This window comes from Corynebacterium sp. MSK032 (genome assembly GCF_030232065.1).
Lineage (GTDB): Bacteria > Actinomycetota > Actinomycetes > Mycobacteriales > Mycobacteriaceae > Corynebacterium > Corynebacterium jeikeium_D.
In genome coordinates, this window is the sequence record NZ_JASPJR010000008.1 from 50,864 (window position 1) to 70,050 (window position 19,187).

Sequence of the window (19,187 nt, forward strand, 5' to 3'; positions counted from 1 at the left end):
GAACAGAAATGGCCCGTTATACCGGTCCCGCAACCCGTAAGTCCCGTCGTCTCCGCGTCGACCTCGTCGGTGGCGACATGAACTTTGAGCGTCGTCCCTACCCTCCGGGGCAGGCTGGCCGCGCTCGTATCAAGGAGTCGGAGTACCTGCTCCAGCTCCAGGAGAAGCAGAAGGCACGTTTCACCTACGGCGTGATGGAGAAGCAGTTCCGTCGCTACTACGCCGAGGCTCACCGTCGTCCGGGCAAGACTGGCGATAACCTCGTCGTCCTGCTGGAGTCGCGTCTCGACAACGTTGTCTACCGCGCTGGTCTGGCTCGTACCCGTCGCCAGGCTCGTCAGCTGGTTTCCCACGGCCACTTCACCGTTAACGGTAAGAAGATCAACGTGCCGTCCTTCCAGGTAAGCCAGTACGACATCATCGACGTGCGCCCGAAGTCGCAGAAGATGATTTGGTTCGAAGAGGCACAGGAGAACCTGGTCGACGCTGTCGTCCCGGCATGGCTTCAGGTTGTTCCTGAGTCCCTGCGCATCCTCGTGCACCAGACCCCGGAACGCGCACAGATCGACATTCCGCTTCAGGAACAGCTGATCGTCGAGTTCTACTCGAAGTAATAACCAACTTCGCTTGCATCCATTCATTCCCTATGGCGTCATATAGCGGTCGCCACCTGGAGGATTTTCGAAAATGCTCATTTCCCAGCGCCCAACGCTGACTGAGGACTACATTGATTCCTCTCGCTCCCGGTTCGTTATCGAGCCGCTGGAGCCGGGTTTCGGTTACACCCTCGGTAACTCCCTTCGTCGTACGTTGCTGTCGTCCATTCCGGGCGCTGCAGTCACCAGCATCCGCATTGACGGTGTGCTGCACGAGTTCACCACTATCCCGGGCGTGAAGGAAGATGTCTCCGATATCATCCTGAACATCAAGGGTCTGGTGCTCTCGAGCGAGTTCGATGAGCCGGCTACCGTTTACCTGCGTCGCGAAGGTGCAGGCGCGGTGACCGCTGCAGACATTGAGTGCCCAGCAGGTGTGGAGATTCATAACCCGGACCACCACATCGCTACTCTCAATGATTCCGGTCGCTTGGATATTGAGATGATCGTTGAGCGTGGTCGTGGCTACGTGCCGGCGACCCCGAACTCCGGTGGCGAAATCGGCCGCATTCCGATGGACCAGATTTACTCGCCAGTTCTGAAGGTCAGCTACAAGGTGGAGGCTACTCGTGTTGAGCAGCGCACCGACTTTGACAAGCTGATCATCGATGTCGAGACCAAGAACTCGATCACCGCCCGCGACGCGATGGCGTCGGCAGGCAAGACTCTGGTTGAGCTGTTCGGTCTGGCACGTGAGCTGAACGAGGCTGCTGAGGGCATCGAGATTGGCCCGAGCCCGCGCGAGGCTGAGGATGTCGCTGCGTACCAGACTCCGATTGAGGATCTGGACTTCTCTATGCGCTCCTACAACTGCCTCAAGCGTGAGGAGATCCACACTGTCGGTGAGCTCGCTGCTCGTACCGAGTCGGATCTGCTGGATATCCGCAACTTCGGTGACAAGTCCATCAATGAGGTCAAGGAGAAGCTCGCTGAGCTTGGCCTCGCTCTGAAGGATTCCCCGAACAACTTCGACCCGGCTGCTGTCGCTGATTTGGACGCTGCCTCGGGCGATGACGCTGACTGGACTGATGGCGCAAGCGCTGGCTACGACGAGTAGTTCACCGACGCGACTTCATTAAAACGAGGAGATACCTATGCCTACCCCTAAGCAGGGTTCCCGTCTCGGCGGCTCCGCTTCGCACCAGAAGAAGATTCTGGCCAACCTCGCGAAGCAGCTCATCGAGCACGGCAAGATTAAGACCACCGACACCAAGGCCAAGCTGCTGCGTCCGTACGTTGAGAAGCTGATCACCAAGGCAAAGCGCGGCACTCTCGCAGATCGCCGCAACGTTGCAAAGCTGCTTAACGACAACTACGCAGTTAAGAAGCTGTTCGACGAGATTGGTCCGCAGTTCGCTGATCGCGACGGCGGCTACACCCGCATCATCAAGCTGGGTAACCGCAAGGGCGACAATGCCCCGATCTCTCTGATTGCTCTGGTTGAGGAAGAGACCGCAACTGCTGAGGCAACTCGCGCAACTCGCGCTGCTGCTTCCAAGCAGGCTGAAGAGGCAAAGGCCGAAGAGGCTGAGGCTACTGAGGCTGAGGCTGCAGAGGAGGAGTAATTCCCCTCGCTGACGGCTTCTGACCGTCACAGCTTTGAACCCCCGTTGAGCAGTTCATATCTGAACGCTCTTCCGGGGGTTCTTTGTGCTTGACGACGGTGCATAGCGCCCGACTCCAGTTCTGCCTCCGGTTACACCGACGGATTACGCACCAACATTGAGAGCAATACGGAGACCCTGCGGTGGAAACTGCTGATTATCTAATCCGGGGTCCCGGCTACAATCTGTTAACCGTGACATCACTTACTCCAACGACTCCGGATACCCCGTGCGATTCTCCCGATCGTGCCGCTATGGGGAGCACCGACTCCGACCTGGTTCGGTTGCGTTTTGACATTGCCTATGACGGGACAGATTTCCACGGTTGGGCTTCTCAGCGCGATAAGCCAACGGGAGAACCGGTGCGGACTGTGCAGGCGACGTTGGAATCCACTTTGGAGAAGGTGTTGCGCACTCCCGTGCAACTGACTGTGGCCGGTCGTACAGATGCCGGTGTTCATGCCTCCGGGCAGGTGGCTCACGCAGATGTTCCTGTCTCCTGTTTAGACACACGTTCTATCGCAGGGGACCCGAGTAATTTGGTTCGTCGTGTAGCGCGACTATTGCCCGCGGACGTGACGCTTCGGGGCACCTCGTTTGCGCCCCCGGGTTTCGATGCCCGCTTTTCCGCGTTACGTCGGCACTATGTCTATCGCGTCACTAGTTGCGTCAGTGGCCCGCTTCCTACCCGTGCTCGCGATACGGCCCACTGGCGGCGGTCAGTGGACATCAACCGCATGCAGGTGGCGGCTGATGCCCTACTGGGGCTCAATGACTTTGCCGCTTTTTGTCGACACAAGCCACATGCGACGACCACTAGAGATCTACAGCGGTTCCAGTGGTTCGACGTATCTACGCGGGAAGAACCAGAGCTGTACGAGGCCCATGTGACTGCCGACGCGTTCTGCTGGTCTATGGTGCGCTCACTGGTTGGGGCCTGCCTTAGTGTCGGTGAGGGGCGACGTGCGGTTGGATTCACTGAACAGTTGTTGAGTGAAGGGAAGCGTTCCCCGTTGGTCCCGGTGGCAGAGGCGCGTGGGCTCAGCCTGGTAGGTGTTGATTACCCCGGCGATGCTGATTTGGCGGCCAGGGCGGAGCAGACCCGCGAGCGTCGTGATGCCCGGACAGATGGGGACGAGGCTTAAATGTACAAGCTCTCGGTAATATTCCCTGAAGAAAGTGACCGTAGGAGGAGTGTTCGGTAGTGGTGTGGGCAATTGTTAGCTTGGTTGCGCTGCTCGTAATCCCCGGCGCTGTTGTAGTGAGAGCCAGCGGCGTTCGTACTCCGTGGGCGCTGGCCCTCGGTCCTGCGGTGACGTTTGGTATCGCAGGTACCGCAGGGTGGGCGCTCGGCGCTATCGAAGTGCGCTTCACCTTGGTCAGTGCGTCTATCTGCTGGGCCGTGACACTACTTCTCGCGCTTTGCTGGAGTGGCGGCAGCGCTTTGATTCGGCGGCGGCGCGGTAGTGTCGATCGCTCAGTGTCGGCCGAGACGCAGCCGCCCGCCGCAAGTCGATGGCGCGAGTTGGGCTATGGGCTAATCGCAAGTATCGGAGTCATCATCGCAGCGGCGGTTCTCACGTGGACCGCTATCGGCCGCATCGCTTCAATGTCCGAGGGGATGGCGACCATCCAGCAAGGCTGGGACACACTCTGGCATGCAAGTGTGCTCCGTTCGATTACGGAAGACGGCATGGCCTCGGCCACTAGAATGGGCGAGATTCAGAATGTGGAAACTCAGGCGGTGTCCTACTATCCCGCCGCATGGCATGCGTTCGGTGCGCTTTGGATATTGATTGTCCGTCTACCAATCACCGAGGCGGTCAATTACCTCGGCATTATCATTCCGGCCGTGACCATACCCACGGCGGCTGCGGCGCTGACCTGGCGAATTATTGATCGCCGAAAGCTGTCCACCGCCGTTGCTGCGGGGGTTGCGGCGCTTGTTTCCGCAGCGCTTCCGGTATTGATGCCCGTCGGGGTCTTCGTGGGGGCCTGGCCGTACCAGGTCTCGATTGCGCTAGCGATTACCGTTTTTGCCTTTGTTACGTCGCTCCCACACGCACCTCAGCGCATCTTGAGCGCTGCGCTTTCGATAATCGGTATCGGAGAGCTCCATCCGGCATCGGTGCCTACAGTCGTTATGCTCGGTGCAATTTGGTGGTTGTGCTACCGCCTGCCGCGTCCCGCGCATCCTGAACTGGGTGCGGTTCGCGCCAAGCTTTACGACGTCGCGGTGATTGCAGCCGCCTTTGTGCCAGCAGTGGCAGTACTACTGCCGCAGTGGCTTACGGGAACTTCTCAGACCGAGGATGTGCGCGCGGTTAGTGCTGAAGTAGACGACCTCGATCGTTTCGATGCGTGGTATCGAGGCGCCACAATGCTGACTCGCCACACTGAGGAATTCCGGCCGTTCTGGCCAATTATCATCCTTGGTTTCATCGGGATGGCGTTTTTGGTTTTCGCAGATACTTCGCGCCGACGGGTGTGGGTAGTACCGGCCTGGTTTGTTTCGGTGTTGATGACGACCCACGCGCTCAATCATTTTGGTGGCGTGCCGGGCGATATTCTCGCGCTGTATACGGATCTTCACTATTCGACGCCTCACCGGTTGGTGATGGTCACCGCGTACCTGTATTCCGCGTTTGCGGGTATCGCCGTTGCGTGGGGCTGCGCGTGGGCGGCTCGAATTAGTGAGTCAAAGGTGCCATCGACGGGGCGGGTTCTGGGGTTGAGCTTAGCGACGGTGAGCTCTGCTGTACTTGTGGTCTATGGAGTGGCGTCTAATGCTAGCGCTGCGGATTTCGCCTACAAGAGCCCTAGGGAATGGCAAATCATTTCCAAGGCTGACTTGAAGGCATTTGATTGGTTGGCCGAGCAGCCGGAGGCACATAAGTACCGCACGTTTACCAATCCGCCGGAGGGGTCCAGCTGGATGTACGCTCGCAATGACTTGCCAGTAGTGTTCCCGCACTATGACTGGCCAGTGGCGAATAAGTGGACTGCCACCTCAATGCTGTATTGGCACGCTGATTACCTCGGTTTTCCAGACCCCGACCGGCCGGATGGGGTGAACGATGTCGATCGCTCAGCCCGAAAGCTGAACGTGGGATTCATCTATTTGTCACCCCCGGGTATTTGGGATTCCAAGGAGGATTTAGAGTTTCCTGGTGAAGGGCTCTGGGTAGCTCCAGGGGTAACCCCTGTTTATCGAGATAGGGAAGTAACTATCTTCGCCTTCAATGACGTGATTACGCCAGAACGCATCGACGAGATGCGAGCTAGTTCTCCGGAAGTAATTCCTCCCTCGGCTACTAGGGGATGGAGCGATGGTCGGGTAGGTTAGGACACCATGCGGATGAATAAATTTATGGCAACGATCGCAGCTGGTGTGATGATGACTTTCGCGCTGGCCGGATGTGGAGACGACGAGCCGGCTAAGCCGGAAGTCTCGAATCGCTCCGTCAGTTCTTCCGCAAAGACTAAATCCTCGACTCCGCCGAAGCCGACTGAGGAGTCGACGACACCGACAGAATCAGAGACGCCGACGGAAACTCCTGCAATCACCCAGGTCAATGATGCGGATTACACCCCGGCGGACGGCCCAAATACTCGACTCTTTCAGTTGGAGGATGGCACGACACGTTGCTTCCTCAACGATCTGAGCGGTGACGCCTACTTGGCCTGCCAGGTGAATCTTGCCAATCCTCCGATGGTCGATGACGGCACGGGAAACAAGGTTCCCGCCAATGCTGTGTCCTGGAACCCGGGGGGAGTTACTTACGAGGTCCTGACGTTCCCGCCGGCGGGTGAGATGAAGACGCTGCCAGCGAATTCTCAGTTGAGCGCATTCGGTTACAACTGTGCGGCCTATGGCCCGTCGACTCTGGAGTGCTCGGGACCAGCGGGCGCTGCCACTATCGACAATGGCAATGTCACTGGTGCACAGATGCCGAAGGAGGATGTGCCTCCTGCAGCAGGCGGTCAGCCGGGTGGCCAAGAAAATGGCGCTCCGAATGACCCGGCGCAGCAGGGTGAGCCTGACGGCTCCCAGGCGCCGGGCGGTCTGCCAGATTTGGGTGCGTTGATTCCGGGACTGAACCGCTAGTTGCCCGCATAGCTAGTGGCTGCAATTCATCGGTAGTGCGGGCGGTAGATAGCGTCCAGGTGAATTCGCCCATCGCCAGTCGAGGGCACGAAGCTGGCATTTCCGCTGCTGCCGTGGGCGAACCTGTACGACTGACCTCGATGATTCTCGCGATTCCAGTACACAGGTCGGGCTCATACTCTTCGACAACAACCACATCGACGGTGTCGTCTCCAGCTCGCGCGAGAAGTACTGCGCCCAGATCAAGGGCCACAGTATAGAAATGTGGTCGGGCCGTGCGAATTCCTACTCGATAGCCGAGGGAGAGCATTCCGATGAGCAGCTCACAAATGTCCTGATTGCCGCAGTCGACCTCCAACCGGGGTAAGTTCGCGGGACACATTGTGATGGTTTGTCCGCTGCTCCCGGCTCCTATGACCTGCGCCGGACCATTAGTGATAGCGATGTCACGTTGTCGGCTTAACCACAGGTGCGGTTTGCGTCCCAACGCCGCCACATGATGAGAGCGTCCAGTGCGGCGCAGCTGCACGACCTCCGCAGAGCTCTCAGTCAGAGCACATTCCGGTGCCGTCAATCGCCGTGCGCGAATACCAAGGGTTCCCAGCCGGTGGATGAGGAAGCGTAGGGCTTGGTCAGCGGAGGCTTCCACCGGAAGAGTTGCCACCAGATGTGTCCAGGGTTCAGGGGCTGTGCCGGAGCGCTCGGCTGCTCGGAAGTAGCGGTGCGCATGCTCTCCGCGGACTTCCGGCGCAATGTGATAAAAGCACAGCGCATCCAGGGTCACTGGGCTGTCGTCGGCAAGCGAGACGATATCCGCAGCGCTTAGCTGGCTTCGCAGGCCTGGTGTGAGACGTAGTCCGATGAGTTGTCCTGGTTCGGTGCGTCGCAGGCGGTCACGAAGGCTGCGGCCGCGCACAGGGACATGCGCGCCTGCAGTGATGGTTATTGCTGTAATGAGTAGCCACAATGACAATGGCATGTGAAAATCCCCCCAATATGTTCCCCACTAAAATTCCCCTGGTCGCACAGTAGCGCGGCCTGGCTTACTCTGCAGGGTAGAGATTATTTGGGGGAATAGTTTTGGGGGAAACTCATGCCACGTACGCCGACTACGCCTAGCCAGGTCAGCGGTCATCGATTCTTGATTCGTCGGATTGAGCACGCGCTTGTGCGTGCGGATTCGCGAATGCTGCACGATCCTCTGCGCACGCGTACGCGAGCACTGTTTATCGGCTGTGCGCTGGTGGTTTTACTGGCCGCCGGCACTGCGGTGCTGTCGTTGGTGCGGCCGCAGGGCGGTTCGAGCTCCAATGAGCAGCTGATTGTCGTATCGGGGTCGGAGGGCCTGCATGTACGTGTCAATGGTCGATTGCATCCAGTCGCGAATCTCGCATCGGCGCGGTTAATTTTGGGCAATCCTGCTGAGCCGAAACGGGTGCGCAGTAGTGAGTTGGACAAAGAGGACATCAGTTTTGCTGTCGGGATTGAGGGCGCTCCCGCAGTTCCGGCCGCGCCGGCAGGCTCTGGTGCCTCGGGAGCTGCCAAGAGGGGCAGTGCAGGTGCGCCGGAGTTGGCACTGTCTCTGTGCGAGCGGACGGTCCAAGACCTCGGGCAGCCGTGGATTGTTGCAGAGTCACTTGCGCGTCTTGAAGAAGTACGTGGGGAACCGCAGCAGCTTACCCGAACCCACTCGGACAGTGCCGTCGTTGCCGATGGCCAAAACCTCTGGCTGATTACGCAGGGCTACCGCTCGCGGTTGGATGTCAACCACCCGGAGCACGCCGCTGTTTCTCGAGCGCTGGGGTTGGAGCGCGCCGCAGTCCGGCCTGTCAGCCCTGCGTTGCTCAGAACGATTCCGGAGGTTCCGATTCTGGCCGCACCAGCAATCCCGAACCGCGGCGCACCCACGCACTTCGCCGCTCCATTCGACACAGTCGGCAATGTGATTGAGGTCGGGCAGCGGCGCGTTATCGTACTTGACGACGGTGCCGCGATTCTCTCCCCGGTGCTAGGAGAGCTATTAGCTGCGCATAGCCCAGTTCTGCAGGCCAGTGAGGGGCAGCTGGCGGCAGTTCCCGTTGCGAATGCGCCAGCAGTCCCGGGGCTACCTGAAAAGCCGTTGACGTTTGCCGATGCTGATGGCTGGTTGTGTGCCGGCCGGATAGCAGGACGGCCGCAAGCTCTGGTGCAGTGGTCGCAGCATGCTCCGGAGGGGCGGCACGTGGATTACCCACATGCCGACGGTTCGGGTGCGGCCGTCGACGGTTTCGTGGATGGTCGCAGCCGTGAGCGCAGCTCAATTGCAGTAAGCGTAAATGGGGCCGTACACGTCATTTCGCCAGAGGGGATGCGCTTTGCTGTGCACGATCGCACAACGCTGGCTGCCCTCGGGTTTAATGCATCAACCAATGCCGATAGCGGTGGCACGCGACCAGTGGACTGGGAAGTGCTGGCCGCGTTGCGCGGAGGCCCTGAGCTGAGTAAGCAGGCGGCGCTAGGGCCGCTGTCTGGGACGCGAGAGCAACCAGGCACCTAGGCCTAGCGCGCATATCAGGAGCAATCCAGTCGCCCGGAGCGGTGCATTGCGCTCCTGCGAAGAAAGCAGATCCGGCGGAGCCGGTGCGGCAGCGGGGTTGGCTGCGTGCTGCGCAGCGGTGTCTACAGTGGTCCAAATCAGAGCGTCATAAGGTGCAATGATGCCGCGACCAAGGCCGAGCCCGGAACTAATTGGGCTCGCGGAATTAAGGATGATGTCGCGAACCTGTGCTGGGGAAAGCTCTGGGTTTCGTGCCAGCAGCAGGGCAGCTGTGCCCGACACGGTTGGCGTGGCAAAGCTGGTGCCGGCAATCTGTTGATCTCGGGTGTTATCCCCGGACCCGAGCACGTGGCGGTCTATGAGACCGGTGGGGGTGCGCGGATCGGGACCGAGTACGGGGCCGCCGGGAGCGGAGACATTGACCCATTGTCCCGTGATTGCATACTCCGCGGGTTGTGCTTGGCCGGCATCGTCGAACTGTACTGCTGATACTGCGATTACCTCCGGCAGAACTGCGGGCCACGCTACGGATCCGTCCTGACAGCTATCGCCCTTATTGCCTGCCGCTGCGACCACTACTGCGCCTGAGACTTCCGCGCGTGCGACGCTCTCAGCAACATCTGTTGCACCTTGGGGCATTACGCCTGCCGGGGCACACGATGTGAGCGAGATATTGATGACCCGCGCGCCCTCCGCGACGGCCCTGTCGATAGCTTGTGCCAGCGACTCCAAATTGCCTTCGCCATCGGCTGTTTGTCTTATCGACAACACGTGCGCGTCGGGCGCCAGTCCGGCGAAACCATCGGCACCGGGCCGGCCTGCAATAATGCCAGCTACTAGAGTTCCGTGACCGTCGCAGTCTACGAACCCGCTGTTGCCGTCGACAAAATCGCCACCGTCGAGAACCTCGCCCAGGCGCTCATTGGGTGAGACCCCGGTATCGATTACCGCCACCGTAATCCCCGCACCCGTCGTCAGTTGCCATGCTTGGCGAAACCGAAGCGCTTTTTCGATCACCGTCGGTTCATGCAGTGCGCTTTCCGACGACAGCATCGTGGCCACGCAGTCCTGGCTGTTCTGGGCAGCCGCTATTGGTGCGATGCCCGACGGTGCTACTGCGGTGGCCGCCGTCAACGTCGAGATAAGCACTGTGGAAAGTGCGGCCGTGGCGGTGAGACGAGTTTTTATGGCATTCATGAAAAGTGGGTTTTTCACTGGAAGAACCCACTTACGAACTCAGGGAATTCGGCAATGATGGCCGCAATGGGCAAAATAACGGCGATACTGCAGGCCTCGGTTAGCTCAGCTATGCGGCGCGTTGTAGGTGAGATGCGTGACGCGGGAAATGCGGCTAAGGCGGTGGCTGCAAGCATGGGGACGACCAGGCCAGCGGCGACTGGCCAATTGCCCTCGAACCACTGTTGAAAGGCGACGGCCACAATGACGGCAAGACCAGCTAAAGCAGTACAGGTGGAAGCTACTTTCCGGGCTTGGCCACGGGAGTGAATTGCACAAAAGACTATGACAGCAGCAGCCATGCCTAGAGGCCACCACTTGTTCGCATAGGCTCCGGAGAAAAGTACCACCAGGGTGAAGATGCTGAGACTTCCGGTGCCACTGCAGAGGATGCCATCGAGAATCCACCCCGCTCGCTTAGGTGCGTTGTGGGATATTTCGGGAGTTTCGCTGTCATCGAAGCTCTCGCCGGCGGCAGGGACTTTGGGTACGCGAATACCGGCAGCCTTGATAGCGATGGAAGGTGCCAGCAGTATCAGGATGACTGCACTAGCAGCGGTGAGCGCTCCTGATTGAACCGAGTTGTGGAAAAGTGCGACAGCCGCAGCGTAAATACCGAAGGTAACTGCAGCACTGAGACTCGTCGCGCCCAGGGTAACGGTGATGCGGTTGTCGCCGTCGCCGGTGTTGGAAATGAGAAAAATCAAACCGATGACGGCAAGCGCGACACTAATCGCAGCAGTCGGCGGCCAGTCGGTGAGTATGCGGTGTAGGTCGAGGCCAACGAAGCAGAGCCCCGAAGAGGTGCCCAGAATGAGCACTTGCAGCTCCAGGGACATGACAATCGCCGGTTTTGCGCTACGCAACAGAGCCAGGCGCAGTCCACCGGCTACTGCCAGCAGCGCGATGAAGCTGATTGCCGCGGCCAGTGTGGAATCGGTACTGCTCAAGCTCAATGAGGCAGCTGCGATTGAAGCTGTGGCCACGAGGGCTGCGGTACAGCCAACAACCAAATCAGCCGTCCCGATACCGTCGGTATAGGTGGTGTCGGTAATAGCATCGGCGGCATCGAAGAGCCGAGGTTTGGGCACGGGACCTGGGTCGTTGATAACAACCAGGCGTTCGCCTGGTGCAATACCGGCATCGTTCAGGGTGTCGTCGGCAAGCAAAATCGTGCCAGTGGCGGTCCGTAGCTGCCACTGTGCCAGCGGGAAGTCCGCAATGTCGATATCGAAAATTTGCAGGATATCCGGTACAAGTGCGGCGATTGCGACGTTGGTCGGTAATGCAAGGTCTGCGTGTGCTCGGTTGGTGTCTTCGGGCATGTGTGCGGCATCAATGCGCACGCGAATGAGTTCCCCCAGCATGTATTTCCCCCATGAATTCTGCATGCTTTAGTCCCTCTAGAGTGTCGTACAACTCGCTAGAGCGCTACTCGGAGTAGTAACTGCGCGTGCCCCCGCTATCAGTTTCGGTCATGCGCTGCGAGAATCCGGAGTGTGTTTTAAGCTATGCGTACACCGATTGGTCGGGGGATTGGCCGTCGAGTGAACACAAGGGGCGACACATAGCGGGGGGATTTTTGTGACTAGTGCACAGGCGGAGATTTCGGCTACCCGAAAAGCGGGGCTGCAGCCTATGACAGGCACAATCGCGCCGGATGCGCCACCGGAAGCGCCGGAACCACAGTCGGTGCCGCTGATGCGTGCACTCATGCCGTTAATCATGGTCGTGGCAGTGGTTGGCATGGTGGTGTTGATGTTTGTCTCTGGGATGGGACGTAACCCGATGTCGTTTATGTTTCCGCTGATGATGGTGTTTTCCACTGTGGGCATGATGGTGTCGGGCGGGGCGGGAAATAAGGACATGGCACCGGTGCGGAAGGACTATCAGAGGCATTTGTCCAGTATTCGCCGCGCGGTGGCGAAAGCAGCGAGGATGCAGCGTGAATCGGCGCAGTTTATCCACCCTCGGCCTGGAACTCTGTGGCAGCTGGGGGCGATGGGGAGGGCGTGCGAACGCCGAAAGGGGGACCCGGATTTCTTGCAGCTGCGCATCGGGGTGGCAACGCAGCAGCCCGCAACGCCCGTAACACCACCGGCAATTCCGGCGCCGGAGAAACTGGATCCGGTTTCCGCCGTAGCACTGCGGGAAGTTATTCGATCGGCTCGTCAGGTTGAGGGCGTGCCCTTTGCCATAGATGTGTCAGCCTTTGAGATCATCGCGCTCACTGGAGATACCGCGGCGCAGGGGCTGGCTCGAGCAATGGTCGCCCAAGCTGCTGCGCTGCATCATCCGGAGGATTGCCTGATTGCAGTTGTGGGAGATGAGTGGGAATGGCTGAAATGGACGCCACACCACGGACACCCCGCAGTTACTGATGCCTGTGGCCCAGCGCGGTTGCGGGCGGCGACGTGTGCGCAGCTGACTGAGCTGCTCACGGCTATCGACATACTGCCAGCTGCAGTGCTGATTGTGCTGGCGGATTCGAACGGACAGCACGATGTCACTGAACTGACACCGATTTTTGACGCGGCGGGGTCGGAGACCTCGGTAGTTTTGCTGACCGTCGTGGAAGCGCAGTCAACGTTGTGGGAGGCAGCGGTTCACCATGGCATCGCGCTGGTTGTTTCCGCTACTGCTGTGCATGCGGAAACTGCGTCCGGACGGGAGGAGATTGGCGTACCTGATCAGCTGAGTCCAGCAGAAGCGGAGGTGCTTGGGCGGAGCTTGGCGCGTTTTGAAGTGCCAACAAGCGCAGATGATTCTGTTAAGACCTCGGAAGACCCGGTCATGGAGGAGCTCGGGCTGTACCCGCCTCCGACAACTCTGCGCTACCGACCGCGCTACGGCAGTGCTCGTCTGCGCATTCCTGTTGGAGCTGATGACGGTGGTGCTCCGGTCTATCTGGATTTTAAGGAGAGTGCTGAGGGCGGCATGGGGCCACACGGTCTGTGCGTTGGTGCCACAGGGTCGGGTAAGTCGGAATTCCTCCGAACGACCGTGGTAGGGCTCGCAGCTACGCACAGCCCGGATCAGTTGAACTTTGTGCTGGTGGACTTCAAAGGCGGGGCGACGTTTCTGGGACTGGATCAATTGCCTCATGTCTCGGCGGTGATTACCAACTTGGAGCAGGAGCTTATCCTGGTCAACCGCATGGAAGACGCACTGCGCGGTGAGATGACGCGGCGCCAAGAGCAGCTGCGCGCTGCAGGGAATTTCGCCGGTGTCAGCGATTATGAGCAAGCCCGGCGCGCTGGGCAGATAGATGCGCCACCCATGCCCGCGTTGCTGATTGTGGTGGATGAGTTTTCAGAGCTGCTCTCCGCACGCCCGGAGTTTGCTGAGCTCTTCGTTGCGATTGGTCGGTTGGGGCGCAGTTTGCACATGCATTTGCTGCTGGCCAGTCAGCGTCTGGAGGAAGGCCGCTTGCGCGGGTTGGAAAGCCATCTTTCCTATCGTATTGGGTTGAAGACCTTTTCCGTCGCGGAGTCCCGCAGCGTGCTGGGCGTTCCGGACGCCTATCATCTGCCGGCCATCCCGGGCATTGGATATATCAAATCTGCTGCCGCCGAGCCGGTGCGGTTTCGGTCGGCGTATGTTTCCGGCCCGGTGGTCCGTCCGCAGCCTATTGACGGTGCGACGGCTGGGGCAGAGCAGGGGCTGCAGGGCCAGGCCGTAGCTGTCGCTGAATTTACCGCTGAAAATTGGACGCGGGAGGCTTTCGGTGCGTCGTCAAGCGATGGTGGAATGGCCGATCCGCCTGCGCAGACATCGGAGCAGACGGTGCTCGGTGCCGTGGTGGCAGCGGTGTCGCACGTATCGACACGTGCGCATCGGGTGTGGCTGCCACCATTGCCGGAGGCCATCGAGCTTCAGCCCGACGAGCAGCTGCCGCGACAGCGATTGACCGGTGTGATTGGGCTGGTGGACAAGCCGCTGTTTCAGCGTCAGGACCCACTGCGTATTGACCTGCGCACGACCGGTGGGCACGTGGCAATCGTCGGAGCGCCGCGGTCAGGAAAGACCACTGCCGCACGCACAGCGATCCTCGCGCTAGCCGACGGTATCAGCGCTCGTGACCTGCATTTTTATATCGTCGATTGTGGTGCGGGCGGCCTGAGCGACCTGGCTGAGTTGCCGCATGTCGCGTCGGTTGCACACCGCGGAGACGAGGAGCTTATTCGCCGTACGATTGGTTTCTTGCGTCGTGAGGTAAGTCGTCGGGAACAGCTCTTTCGCACTAATGGATGGCTCTCTCCGGAAGCAGCACGGGCGGCGGGTCAGCCGGATTCGGTGTTGGTCATTGACGGCTGGGGTGCGTTCAAAACGGAGTTTCCGGCGCTGAGTGACGATGTGCAGGCGCTGGTTGCAGATGGATTGGCGGTGGGAATTCATGTCCTGCTCACGGCCTATCGCTGGACGGACATGAGACCTGCCGTTCGCGACCTGATTGGTACTCGGATTGAGCTGCGGCAGGCGGAGTCGATGGATTCAATGATTGACCGCAAGGCAGCGGAGCTGGTGCCGGAGAGCCCAGGACGCGGAGTCGCGCCGGGCGGGTTTGCGATGCTGGTAGCTCTCACCGGCGCTGCAGACACTAAGCGGATTGCAGAGACAGCGCCGCACGGTGAGCAGGCACCAAAGCTCCAGTTGTTGCCACGGCGGATTGATATTGCGCGTTTGCCGCGACCAGCGGCCGCTGCGAGAGGTGCGATTGCAGTGGGGCTCGAAGAAGCCGGTCTGGGCGCGGTGATATTCCACCCAGATAAGGATCGTCACCTACTGATATTCGGTTCGGCAGGCAGTGGCAGAACCGCCGCGTTGAGGGGCATCGTTCACCAGTTGCGGTACTCGCAGTCGGACTCGAAATTCGTCGTAATTGACTACCGCCGTGGGCTAATGGAGGCCGTGCCCCAAGAGCGGCTGGCCGGCTATGCGGGCTCGGCTGCGGTGGCGACACCCATGCTGGCAGAGCTGGCAGAGGTACTGAAGGCCCGTCTCCCGCAACCGGATATCACCCCAGCGCAGTTGAAGGCCCGAAATTGGTGGAGTGGTCCAACCATCAATGTCATCGTGGACGACTATGACCTCGTGGCCGGCTCGCGGGGTAACCCCTTGCAGCCGCTGGCAGAAGTCATCGCTCACGCCGCCGACATTGGGCTCAATATCTTTTTTGCCCGTCGAATCAGCGGGGCGTTGCGATCCCTCCACGACCCGGTCATGGGTGCGGTTAAGGACCAGGGTGCCAGCGTCTTTGTTATGGACGGCACACGCGACGACGGCCCCATCCTCGGCGTAAAGCCTTGCGAGCAGCCGCCGGGCCGTGGCTATTGGGTGGCGCACGGCCAGAGTCCGCAGATTGTGCAGTTGGGTTGGTTGGATACCGCTGGTGACCAGGAGGACAGTTGATGATTCGGGTCGAATCTTCTTCCACCACCCAGACCCCGACGCTGCGCCACGGCACCTGGCACCTGTGGGGACTCGCGGCACCTGCAGACACCGCAGAACTGGCGGTGCATGGCCCTAGACCGCTTCTCGAGAGCATGCAAACAGTCATTGTGCCCAGCTATTGGGGTGCTGTGCGACAGTGCCGGCTGGCCTCCGCGCTATTGGCTACCGAACTCAATCCGTACATCCTGACGCTTGCCGACGCCGTTGTGGAACTCGATGAGGCAACTGTGTCTCATAGCGTGTTGGTGGAAGTAGAGGAAACGCGTGTCTGTGTCACTCGTCTGAGCGGGGGCCACATTGCCAGTCGGATGACACATTTGGTCGGAGCGAACGACAGCGCACCATTGGTGGAAACAGTCATTGCGCTGGCTTATCAGCTGACCATGTATCCGGATGCGCCCCAGGGGATACCCGATGATGTGGAAGTTAGTGGTGGGCGCGGTATCACTGAGTATCCGCCCCGCTGGCAGGAGGATATTGAGTTCATCGTCGGCGAAGTTCCACCCGGGCTAGCGAACCCGCGGCGAGCTCTACTAGTCGATCGTCTGCGCGACCGTGGATTTTTAGTCTTCGACTGCCCAGCATCGCGGCTCGGGGAGTGCGTAAATCCGGCCTGGTTGAAAAACATCGGCGACGCTGAAGCCGGTGAAGTGGAGCCGTCGGAGGATTTCGCGGGGCGGCGTCCTGCAGCCAGGGCAGAAGTCAGCTCAGCGTCGAATCAAAGCACAGTTGTGTCAGTAGCTGCCGTTGGTTTGTTGACGGTGGTGGTTCTGATTGTTGGGATTGCTGCATGGCTCATTAGTGGCGGCATAGTTAGGGAGAACGAAGGGAGACAGAAGCAGCGTGAGACATCGCACGCACAGGCTCCTCCTGTAACTACGTCTCCTGTAACGACGCCTCCATCCACATCGAAACCAGGTCCCGATTCTGCTCCCGTAGTCAAACTGACCAATGCGGGCGTGGAAGCTCGGTTTCCCGGCGGGTGGGAGCTTGACTCGGCAAGTCCGTTAGACCGTCTGATTGCGGTGGATGGCGGAGATATGCGCGTCTTGGTGCTCGCTAGCCCGCTTTCGCAGGACATGGCGCTTGAACATCTAGCCGCCGCTTTGAGCAGCTCCGTTGCCGGGGATGAGACAAAGTCCGCGCCGGAACGCAGACAAGTACTGGGCACCGATGTCGTAGTCGTAGAGGAGCGGCTGCCGTCAGGTAATTCGATAGTGCTCTGGCATCACAAAGTGATGGACGGAACTCAAGTCAGTGTGGGGTGCCAGTTCAGAGGAAGGACTATTGCGCCGGTACGACCCGTATGCGACCAGGCAGTAGTAAGCGCTCGGCCGGTGCCGTAACACGCAAGGGGCGTAGAGAAAGTGACTGGGGGATGGGCGGGGGTAGGCAGGGGTAAAGGTTGGAAAACCAAAATGGAACCGAATCGGGGTTTTTCGCGCCAAACAATATGACGGGTTTTTAACGCGGGAAGCTGGCTGGCTCGCGCGGGGAGGTAAAAATGCCGTCGTTAATCAGTCACTCAACACGAATAAGGGGGAAACAGTGGCAAACCTATTTGCAGCCGAATCAGATCAAATGACCACTACCGCGGGGGACGTCGATGGCGTCAACTCGGAAGTACAGGGCGAGCTGGGGCGCATTCGAGGCGTCGTGGACGGTCTGGCGGGGGAATGGAAGGGCCAGGCTAAAGACAGCTTCGATGATCTGATGCTTCGTTGGGATGACGCAGCTATGCGTCTATCCAATGCGCTGACGGATATCGCGGATAACATCCGCGCAAATTCCAGCAGCTTCGATGCGGGCGAGGACGAGGGGGCGTCGTCGTTCAAGCAGGTGGCAGCAGCGGGTGCGTCGTTGCTGAACCTCTAAACGTTTTATCGAATCGCACAACCACAACACTGAATCACACAACACACATCACCTTTTGGGGAAAGGGTTCTTAATGCAACCAATTAGGTACAGTTTTGGCGGCATCGACGGTGCTGCCGATGACATTCGGTCCACTTCTGGCACCATCAACGGGCTGCTCGGAGATTTGAAGAAGCGCATCGCGCCGATGGTCTCTACGTGGGAGGGTGACTCTTCGGATTCTTACCAGGAGGCTCAGCGTGAATGGGACACAGCAGCGGAGGAGCTCAATATGATTCTCACGACTATCGCGGATACGGTCAGCGCAGGTAGCCAGCGAATGGCGGATATTAACCGCCGCGCGGCAGCTAGCTGGGGATAGCTTGGTTCCTGATTGAGGCACTTTTGATTGAGCTATGTAACCGGGGGAGGGGAGGACATTGCTCAATTGAGATCTTCAGTTAGGTATCTGCCTTTGAAGTATTCTTGCTAGCAGCACTCCAGGGGGGGGAAAGGCCAGTCTCAGCAGTTTGCGGCTGAGACTGGCTTTGGCATTTTTGTTCTAGCGTCATCTCAAGGTAAAGTAGCCAAACTGTGTGCGCACACGTGAATGTTGCCTCGGGTCTCCACCGGCCGCCGGGGAATAACAACAGTGTGCACGGTGGCTGGCAAATCTACACGGACCCTAAAAGGAGTCATGTTGTCTACTTTCCATCCGAAGGACGGTGACATCGAGCGCAAGTGGTACGTCATCGACGCTACCGACGTTGTTCTCGGCCGTCTGGCTACTCACGCCGCAGACTTGCTGCGCGGTAAGGGCAAGGCTTACTTCGCCCCTAACGTCGACTGCGGTGACCACGTCATCATCATCAACGCCGATAAGGTACACGTCTCCTCGAACAAGCGGGAACGTGAGATGCGCTACCGCCACTCGGGCTTCCCGGGCGGCCTGAAGTCGATGACCCTGGGTCGTTCCCTCGAGGTTCACCCGGAGCGTGTTATCGCTGAGGCTATTGAGGGCATGATGCCGCACAACAAGCTTTCGAGTGCGTCCATCAAGAAGCTGCACGTCTTCGCCGGTTCCGAGCACCCGTTCGCCGGTCAGAAGCCTGAAAACTACGAGATCAAGGCGGTGGCACAGTGACCAACCCACAGGACGTCAATGAGAACCAGAACGTAGAGGCCACCGAGGCTTCCTACGATGATGTTCAGGCTGCCGCTGCTGCTGCCACTGAAGAGTTCACCTCTTCCATCGGCGACGCAGTTGCTACCGAGACCGAGGCTGAGGCTGCTCCGGCTGCACCGCTGACCCTGGATCGCCCGATTCAGACTGTCGGTCGTCGTAAGCGCGCTGTCGCCCGCGTCGTTCTGACCGCTGGTTCCGGCAAGATTGTCTGCAACGGCCGCGAGCTCGAGGATTACTTCCCGAACAAGCTGCACCAGCAGGAGATCAAGGATCCGCTGGTCCTGGTCGAGCGCGAGAGCCAGTTCGACATCAAGGCCAACATCAACGGTGGTGGCCCGTCCGGTCAGGCCGGTGCTCTGCGCCTGGCTATCGCTCGTGCCCTGAACGAGTTCAACCCGGAGGAGCGCAGCGTTCTCAAGAAGGCTGGCTTCCTCACCCGCGACGCTCGTGCTGTCGAGCGCAAGAAGGCTGGTCTGCACAAGGCCCGTCGCGCACCGCAGTACTCCAAGCGTTAAGCTTTACTGCTTCGAAAAGCACCTCAGTTTGCGTATTA

At 59.5% G+C, this 19,187-nt stretch carries 15 protein-coding genes; 12 read left to right on the forward strand and 3 right to left on the reverse strand.

The window, feature by feature from the left end; all coding sequences use genetic code 11:
• Positions 1-8: 8 nt before the first annotated feature.
• The 5 genes from rpsD to QP995_RS06015 all read left to right on the forward strand — a co-directional run bounded on the left by rpsD (position 9) and on the right by QP995_RS06015 (position 5,606).
• On the forward strand, positions 9-614 hold the full coding sequence (gene rpsD, locus QP995_RS05995; protein ID WP_005509964.1) for a 30S ribosomal protein S4: 606 nt from the start codon (positions 9-11) through the stop codon (positions 612-614).
• A gap of 73 nt (positions 615-687) precedes the next feature.
• Complete coding sequence (locus tag QP995_RS06000) at positions 688-1,713, forward strand: DNA-directed RNA polymerase subunit alpha (protein WP_016422079.1); 1,026 nt, start codon at positions 688-690, stop codon at positions 1,711-1,713.
• A 37-nt stretch (positions 1,714-1,750) separates the two neighbouring features.
• On the forward strand, positions 1,751-2,221 hold the full coding sequence (rplQ, locus tag QP995_RS06005; RefSeq protein ID WP_016422080.1) for a 50S ribosomal protein L17: 471 nt from the start codon (positions 1,751-1,753) through the stop codon (positions 2,219-2,221).
• 293 nt (positions 2,222-2,514) lie between these two features.
• A complete protein-coding gene (locus QP995_RS06010) occupies positions 2,515-3,405 on the forward strand; it encodes a tRNA pseudouridine synthase A (RefSeq protein WP_284853030.1) in 891 nt (296 codons plus the stop codon).
• A gap of 59 nt (positions 3,406-3,464) precedes the next feature.
• Positions 3,465-5,606: a DUF6541 family protein gene (locus QP995_RS06015; protein WP_049169996.1), complete on the forward strand. Its 2,142-nt coding sequence runs from the start codon at positions 3,465-3,467 to the stop codon at positions 5,604-5,606.
• 589 nt (positions 5,607-6,195) lie between these two features.
• Here QP995_RS06015 and QP995_RS06020 read toward each other — a convergent pair.
• The gene (locus QP995_RS06020) at positions 6,196-7,347 is read right to left on the reverse strand and encodes a hypothetical protein (RefSeq protein ID WP_080971451.1); all 1,152 of its coding nucleotides are present in this window, start codon (positions 7,345-7,347) and stop codon (positions 6,196-6,198) included.
• Between the two features lie 114 nt (positions 7,348-7,461).
• Here QP995_RS06020 and eccB point away from each other — a divergent pair, with 114 nt between their 5' ends.
• Positions 7,462-8,904, forward strand: a complete 1,443-nt coding sequence (gene eccB / locus QP995_RS06025; RefSeq protein ID WP_049169992.1) for a type VII secretion protein EccB — start codon at positions 7,462-7,464, stop codon at positions 8,902-8,904.
• On the opposite strand, the gene mycP is transcribed toward eccB, so the two are convergent.
• The gene (mycP, locus tag QP995_RS06030; protein ID WP_222867607.1) at positions 8,863-10,101 is read right to left on the reverse strand and encodes a type VII secretion-associated serine protease mycosin; all 1,239 of its coding nucleotides are present in this window, start codon (positions 10,099-10,101) and stop codon (positions 8,863-8,865) included. The two genes, eccB and mycP, sit on opposite strands and share 42 nt — an antisense overlap.
• A 14-nt stretch (positions 10,102-10,115) precedes the next feature.
• Entirely contained in the window at positions 10,116-11,531 is a 1,416-nt protein-coding gene (gene eccD / locus QP995_RS06035; RefSeq protein ID WP_224783772.1) for a type VII secretion integral membrane protein EccD, read from the reverse strand.
• 193 nt (positions 11,532-11,724) lie between these two features.
• Here eccD and eccCa point away from each other — a divergent pair, with 193 nt between their 5' ends.
• From eccCa to rpsI, 6 genes are all read left to right on the forward strand, one after another.
• Positions 11,725-15,552: a type VII secretion protein EccCa gene (eccCa, locus tag QP995_RS06040; protein ID WP_152682198.1), complete on the forward strand. Its 3,828-nt coding sequence runs from the start codon at positions 11,725-11,727 to the stop codon at positions 15,550-15,552.
• The gene (locus tag QP995_RS06045) at positions 15,552-16,940 is read left to right on the forward strand and encodes a type VII secretion-associated protein (RefSeq protein ID WP_049190394.1); all 1,389 of its coding nucleotides are present in this window, start codon (positions 15,552-15,554) and stop codon (positions 16,938-16,940) included. The genes eccCa and QP995_RS06045 overlap by 1 nt, the downstream gene beginning before the upstream one ends.
• 202 nt (positions 16,941-17,142) lie before the next feature.
• Positions 17,143-17,469, forward strand: a complete 327-nt coding sequence (locus QP995_RS06050) for a WXG100 family type VII secretion target (RefSeq protein ID WP_005510029.1) — start codon at positions 17,143-17,145, stop codon at positions 17,467-17,469.
• Positions 17,470-17,542: 73 nt separating this feature from the next.
• Entirely contained in the window at positions 17,543-17,830 is a 288-nt protein-coding gene (locus QP995_RS06055) for a WXG100 family type VII secretion target (protein WP_016422090.1), read from the forward strand.
• Positions 17,831-18,148: 318 nt separating this feature from the next.
• Positions 18,149-18,592, forward strand: a complete 444-nt coding sequence (gene rplM / locus QP995_RS06060; protein WP_049170060.1) for a 50S ribosomal protein L13 — start codon at positions 18,149-18,151, stop codon at positions 18,590-18,592.
• Positions 18,589-19,149 carry a 30S ribosomal protein S9 gene (gene rpsI, locus QP995_RS06065; RefSeq protein ID WP_016422091.1) on the forward strand — a complete coding sequence of 187 codons (561 nt, stop codon included), beginning with the start codon at positions 18,589-18,591 and terminating at the stop codon, positions 19,147-19,149. Before rplM ends, rpsI begins: the two co-directional genes overlap by 4 nt.
• The last annotated feature ends 38 nt before the right edge of the window (positions 19,150-19,187 follow it).

Excerpts from the sequence above, each read along its gene's own strand:
- rpsD (WP_005509964.1), top strand. The coding sequence starts at position 9 with ATGGCCCGTTATACCGGTCCCGCAACCCGTAAGTCCCGTCGTCTCCGC.
- eccD (WP_224783772.1), bottom strand. The coding sequence starts at position 11,531 with ATGCAGAATTCATGGGGGAAATACATGCTGGGGGAACTCATTCGCGTG.
- QP995_RS06045 (WP_049190394.1), top strand. The coding sequence starts at position 15,552 with ATGATTCGGGTCGAATCTTCTTCCACCACCCAGACCCCGACGCTGCGC.
- QP995_RS06010 (WP_284853030.1), top strand. The coding sequence starts at position 2,515 with ATGGGGAGCACCGACTCCGACCTGGTTCGGTTGCGTTTTGACATTGCC.
- eccB (WP_049169992.1), top strand. The coding sequence starts at position 7,462 with ATGCCACGTACGCCGACTACGCCTAGCCAGGTCAGCGGTCATCGATTC.
- QP995_RS06055 (WP_016422090.1), top strand. The coding sequence starts at position 17,543 with ATGCAACCAATTAGGTACAGTTTTGGCGGCATCGACGGTGCTGCCGAT.
- QP995_RS06000 (WP_016422079.1), top strand. The coding sequence starts at position 688 with ATGCTCATTTCCCAGCGCCCAACGCTGACTGAGGACTACATTGATTCC.
- mycP (WP_222867607.1), bottom strand. The coding sequence starts at position 10,101 with ATGAATGCCATAAAAACTCGTCTCACCGCCACGGCCGCACTTTCCACA.
- rplQ (WP_016422080.1), top strand. The coding sequence starts at position 1,751 with ATGCCTACCCCTAAGCAGGGTTCCCGTCTCGGCGGCTCCGCTTCGCAC.
- QP995_RS06020 (WP_080971451.1), bottom strand. The coding sequence starts at position 7,347 with ATGCCATTGTCATTGTGGCTACTCATTACAGCAATAACCATCACTGCA.